This is a genomic window from Moorena sp. SIO2C4 (assembly GCF_010672485.1).
Classification (GTDB): Bacteria; Cyanobacteriota; Cyanobacteriia; order Cyanobacteriales; family Coleofasciculaceae; genus Moorena; species Moorena producens.
Window position 1 is genome coordinate 1 of record NZ_JAAHGN010000405.1, and the last position, 6,292, is coordinate 6,292.

A 6,292-nucleotide genomic window follows, 5' to 3' on the forward strand; every position below is an offset into this window, starting at 1 on the left:
TGCCGAAGCAGCATGGCGTGCCAGCTGGTTTGACGATTAAACTGAGGTAATGATCAATGACTAAAAACCAAAGACCAAAGACTAAAGACCAATGACCAAAGACCAATGACCGAATTACCAGATTGGGTGCGATTGCAAAAAGCCCTGTCGGTAGAAGCAAGAGTTGGCTTTACTGATTTGGAAGGGAATCAATACCGCTTTAGTGAATTCCTCTGCCTCAGTTTTGGTAAGACTCCTAATGTCCTAACATCAACTGAGAAACGGCGTTGGCAGGACATCGGCAATCAGTTTGCCCGTTATTCTCAGATGACGCTACAGCAAAGGCAACATCTGGTAGCTGATACTCGCCGCTTTCTCAACGACCTGAAGCAGAACACTCAACGCCGTTTAGTTGAAGATAAATATCAAACAGAACATCCTATGGTCAGAGTGCCTAAAACCAAGCCCTTGGTGGAGAAACAACAGGCATCCTCAGAGCTTGGTAGTAAAAAAAACCTTGACCTACCACTGGCTAAGTTGGCAGCAGTGGGTAGTAAAAACAGTGAGTATTTAGCACGTCTGGGTCTGCACAAAGTGCGTGACTTGCTCTATTACTATCCCCGTGATCATATTAACTATGCCCGTCAGGTCAATATGGCTGACTTAGTACCTGGTGAAACAGTCACTATCATGGGTACGGTGAAGCGCTGTAACTGCTTCAGTAGCCCCCGTAATAAAAAATTAACTATTTTAGATATAGTCTTAAAAGACTCTACTGGTCAAATTAAGCTCAGTCGTTTTTTTGCTGGCTTTCGTTACAGTAATCGTAGCTGGCAGTATCAACAAAAGCGACGGTATCCAGTGGGAGCAGTGGTAGCTGCTTCGGGTTTGGTAAAGAAAAATAAATATGGGATTACCCTAGAAGACCCGGAACTGGAAGTATTAGAGCATCCAGGGGGTACCATTGACTCGATGAAAATAGGTCGAGTTGTACCCGTTTATTCCCTAACAGAAGGGGTACCAGCCGACATGGTCAGGCGGGCAATAATTGCTGCACTTCCCTACACTTCTTTGATTAAGGAACCCTTGCCAGTAACCTTTCGTAAAGAATATGGGTTGATGGGGGTCTGTGATGCGATCGCAAACATTCATTTTCCCCAAAATGCAGACACCCTTGCTGATGCCAGAAGGCGCTTAGTCTTTGATGAATTTTTATACTTACAGCTCGGATTTCTCCAGCGCCGCCAAGCTCAGCGTAAAACCCAAAGCAGTGCGGTCATGGCTCCGATTGGTAAACTCTTTGACCAATTTAATCAACTGCTTCCTTTTGAATTAACCGGGGCTCAGACAAGAGTTATCAATGAGATTCTCAAGGATATGGAATCAGAGACACCCATGAATCGATTGGTTCAGGGAGATGTCGGTTCCGGCAAAACTATTGTAGCAGTTTATGCTATTATAGCCGCAATTCAATCGGGCTATCAAGCCGCTTTGATGGCTCCCACTGAAGTATTAGCTGAACAGCACTATCGTAAGTTAGTAAATTGGTTTAATTTACTACACCTTCCCGTTGAATTACTAACAGGTTCCACTAAAGTTTCTAAGCGTAGAAAAATTCATTCCCAGCTAGAAACAGGAGAACTTCCCTTGTTGGTAGGAACCCATGCTTTGATTCAAGACCCAGTGAACTTCAACAATTTGGGTTTAGTGGTGATTGATGAACAGCATCGGTTTGGGGTAAAGCAACGGGCTCGTTTACAGCAAAAAGGTCAATCTCCCCATGTGCTGACTCTGACCGCCACACCAATTCCCAGAACCCTAGCGCTAACCCTCCACGGAGATTTGGATGTGAGTCAGATTGATGAATTGCCCCCTGGTCGTCAGAAGATTCAGACAACTGTGCTACGGGGTAAAGAGAGAAAACATGCCTATGACTTGATTCGTCGAGAAGTGGCTCAAGGACGGCAAGCCTATATGGTATTGCCCTTGATTGAGGAATCGAACAAATTAGATTTACGCTCGGTAATTGAGGAGCATAAACGACTGTCTGAGAGTATATTTCCAGAATTTAAGGTTGGGTTACTTCATGGTCGGATGAATTCAGCCGATAAAGATAAAGCACTGAGTGCTTTTCGGGATAACAAGAGCCAAATTATTGTTTCAACTACCGTGATTGAAGTGGGTGTAGATGTACCCAATGCGACCGTAATGATGATTGAAAATGCAGAACGGTTTGGGTTATCTCAGTTACACCAATTACGGGGTCGTGTGGGTCGAGGTTCTGACAAATCTTATTGTCTTTTAGTCAGTGGTTCTAATACTGAAACAGCCAGACAACGTTTGGGGGTATTAGAACAATCCCAGGATGGCTTTTTTATCTCAGAAATGGATATGCGTTTTCGTGGTCCTGGGGAAGTTTTAGGTAAGCGCCAATCCGGGTTAGCAGATTTTGCTCTAGCTAGTTTGGTAGAAGACCAAGAGGTATTAAATTTGGCGCGGGATGCAGCAGAAAAGATTATTCTTCAGGATGAAATATTGGATAATTACCCTTTAATGAAAGTCGAGTTAGAGTATCGGTATCAGAAGTTGATGGATGGAACAATTATGACTTAATTTAACATAGACTTGTTTCAGAAGTAGGGAACAGCGGATCTGGGAGTAGGTCGCACCGCTCCCTACTCCCTACTCCCTACTCCCTACTCCCTACTCCCGCTATACTAGTCCAATACATCAACTGTGCCCAACTGACCATCAATCCTGACCCGCTGACCATCTCGTAATATATCAGTGGCATGATTAATATCCATTACGGCTGGGATACCATACTCTCGGGCTACAATGGCACCGTGGGATAAACGTCCCCCTACTTCAGAAATTACGCCACCAGCACGAGCGAGTAATGGTGCCCAACCAGAATCGGTGTAGGGTACAACCACAATGGTTTGCTGGTCAATAGTGATATCACTTTGCAAGGTTTTGACTATTTTTACCAAACCCTGTACTTGTCCCGAACTGGCACCAATGCCTTGTAGCAGTCGTTGCTCAGACCCAGCTAAAGATTTGGGTTCAGCGGGTAAGGGAGGATTATTGCCATAAACCAGGAAAGGTACCGTAGTCAGCTGAGCATCCTGTTCAAATTTAGTCCGTCGTTGTTGCACAATTTGTGGAAGCTGTTGTCTGAGTTCCTGGTTATCACTACCTACTAGAGAGCGAATTTCGGCTAACTCCAAGAAAAAAATGTCCCCTGGTTCCAATAGTAAACCTGACAGCAGCCAGCGTGCCTCTAAAGCCAAGAAGCTCCAACGTAGGTGAGCCATCAGCTTAGAGTAGACTTGGGTCACTCGACCTTTGAGATCCAGCCGTGCTTGTACCACTTCAGCTTTCCAGTGTTGCCCTATAGGTTTTGGAGATTGGGGCAGTGGATGAGCTAGAAACTGAGCGAACAACTTTCTAACAGCTCGGGGGTCTTCTTGCCAGCGGGGAATTGCTACATCGGTTGCCACTTCGCTAAGGTAACCATAGCCCTCAAGAAAGCGGTCAAACTGCTCTAAAATACTGGAACCATCTGGGATTTCTGCTAGGGTGGCAAACAGAGAGGCTCCACTGTCATAGATAATTTGTTCGTGGCTTAATAAATGGCGAGCATCTGCTGCTATCTTAGCTAAGGCTCGCATACTATCGACCTCTGGAGTTTTGCTGTTATCTAGTTCTTTGTCATCAATCTTGAGTAGTGCCTGCCGCAAGGACATACTAAGGGGAGCAAGAATACTATAGTAGGTGGCTCGTTTCAACACCTTCAGAATACTGTCGATGCGTTCTAGGAGTTGCACTGGAGATAATTCCGACTGGGTTCTTGCTGAAAGCTGATTCAATAGGGGCAGAAAGTGGGTTTGGTAATCCGCTTCAAAATCTTGGTCTAAACGCCATTCCCGACCGAGCAATCGTAGTAAACCAGGTAGGTTTTTTAGGGTAGTCTTCATCGGTGGTTTGGAAAACTTAGCTCCCCTAGTCAGAAATTCCAGACTTTCTGGAGGTAGACCCATACGCCTAAAAATTTCCCCCAACAGAGTAACATTGAAGTAAGCATGGGAATAGTGCAGGGTGGCGGTTTCGGTGAAATCCATTCCTTTAGCTCGTTTCCCTAGCACTATGGTAAAAATATCTCCCCAAACACCGCAGGTTAGGGGACGATTAATCGACCAAGTTAGGGGTCGGATTACTCCTGGAATTACTTCGGCAGCAATTTTACGAGTCCAGGTTGGTTGTAGAGTAGTGATAGGTCGTGCTTGCAGTAACCAAAGGGTTTGACCGTCATAACTCCACTCAAGATCTTGGGGAAGACCCTGGTAATAGTCTTCTAACCGACGTGCCAAGAGCGCCACTTGTTTGATTAAGGCTGGGGGGACATCACCACTCCCCTCAATCCGTGAGGAGGCCAAACCTTCTGCTGAATCCTCTTGCTGCCCTGACTTCTGGAAATAAACTTGGTACTGCTCTGGTGTTACTTTACCCGATACAACTTGTGTAGCATATCCAGGTAGGGCTTCGACCACAACAGCTTCTCCCTGTTGGGAAATAGGGTCACGACTGAAAGCAACCCCAGAAAAAACTCCTTTGACTTGTTTTTGAATTAGCACAGCCATCGCTGTATCTGGCAGTTGCTGATCCCGACGGTATTGTGCAGCTACTGGATTACGATAAGACTCTAAGACTCGATTAATGGCATCCAGTAGTGCCGCTGAGCTGGTCACCTGCAAGATGCTTTGATACTGCCCTGCGGCTGAAGCCTGGGCTGAATCTTCTCCCACTGCGGAAGAACGCACTACCAGGGGTTCAGATTCAGAAACGGGTAGGTATTTGAGCAAAGGTTCTGGATCATCCCCTGGAGGGAGTACCCAGCCCACAGGTACGGAGTAACCAGAACGCTTCAGCTGGGATAGGGTGGCAGCTTTTTGCCCAACTTTTTTAGGGTCTAGTTTGGTGTCCAGAGAAATTACGGCACTATCGCCTTGGAAAAAATGAAACACTTTCTTAGATTCTGCTTGAGTTTCTCCACTCGGAAGGTCTAAGTCATCGGGAATTTTTGGATAAATCCAAGCTAATAATAGACTCAAGCTGGTGGCAATTACAATTCTGGAGACATCCTGGGGATGCAATAAAGCCAGAATCACTGGGAACAAGACTAAAATCACCCGTTTGCCATGTTTGGGATTGCGGAAAATGGTAAAGCTAATCCCTCCAATCAAAAATACCAGCAATGCGAGAATGGGGTCATGGCATAATACTCCCCAAGTTACATTGGTCGTCCCTGCACCTTTGCCTATCCAGTAACGACCTAAGACCAGCATGATTAGAGCGATCAATTCCCAGGCTGATTCACTGGGAAAGAAGTGGCGAGCTAGTAAGACTGCTGCAATTCCTTTTCCTGCCTCTGAGAGCACTGCCAAGACACCAACCAGATTTCCTCCGTGGTAAAAGGCGGCTGAAACTGATATATTACCAGTACCGACCTGGGCTAGGTTACGCCTTGTCAGTACATAGGTAATCCAGGCAATCAGAGGTAGTCCGCCTAAGATAGGACAGACGGTAACAATGAGCAAAAACCCTAAAACCTGGTTTAGTGTCATGGGACTAATGGAAATCACTTAGTGAGATAGAGAGGACTTTATAATAACTACTACTTGATCAGAAGTATATAAGCAGTATATAAGAAGGATATAAGAACTACTTGAACTTACTGGTATCGAAAAATGTCTAGTAATCACAACTAGTAATCACAACTAGTAATCACAAGTTTAGTTTGTAAAATTATCTAAACCAAAATCAAGCCAAACTGTCTAATAAAATGGCTTGGTTTAACTAAACTATGAGTAAAGTATTTATATCATCTGGTAGATAATTATAACAGGTAATAATTATAGTTTATATTCCAGATTTTAACCTGATTTAGTCCCTAAGTTGTTTTGATTACCGCAGCTTTTAAACAGGGATTATCAACTGCATTTTCCATAGTGAATTGGATTCCTATGCCAGCAGCCAGTCAAACCCTATCCTGCCCCCAGTAGTTGCACTTTTGGATTAGTGTACGATATTTGGTATGGTAAAAGTCTTTTCTTTTTTTTTATTTAACGATTGATCATGTATAGCAGAAGTCAGAAGTCAGAAGTCAGAAGTCAGAAGTCAGAAGTCAGAAGTCAAACTCTTGCGCTTCTTGATGCAATAGCGAGTGGGGGAAACCCCCAAGACCGCTTAGGTGCGCTTTCCGTTGGCGAATTAAATTCGCCACGGGTCGCACCTCTGCATCGCTTACAAA

At 44.8% G+C, this 6,292-nt stretch carries 2 protein-coding genes; one reads left to right on the plus strand and one right to left on the minus strand.

Annotation, left to right across the window (positions count from 1 at the left end; all coding sequences use genetic code 11):
- The first annotated feature begins 105 nt into the window (after positions 1 to 105).
- Entirely contained in the window at positions 106 to 2,592 is a 2,487-nt protein-coding gene (gene recG / locus F6K20_RS20270; protein WP_008185561.1) for an ATP-dependent DNA helicase RecG, read from the plus strand.
- 104 nt (positions 2,593 to 2,696) lie between these two features.
- Here recG and F6K20_RS20275 read toward each other — a convergent pair whose 3' ends face one another.
- Positions 2,697 to 5,606 carry a glycerol-3-phosphate acyltransferase gene (locus F6K20_RS20275; protein WP_287295809.1) on the minus strand — a complete coding sequence of 970 codons (2,910 nt, stop codon included), beginning with the start codon at positions 5,604 to 5,606 and terminating at the stop codon, positions 2,697 to 2,699.
- Positions 5,607 to 6,292: the final 686 nt, after the last annotated feature.

Coding starts and splice junctions, on each gene's coding strand:
- F6K20_RS20275 (WP_287295809.1), bottom strand. CDS start 5,606: ATGACACTAAACCAGGTTTTAGGGTTTTTGCTCATTGTTACCGTCTGT.
- recG (WP_008185561.1), top strand. CDS start 106: ATGACCGAATTACCAGATTGGGTGCGATTGCAAAAAGCCCTGTCGGTA.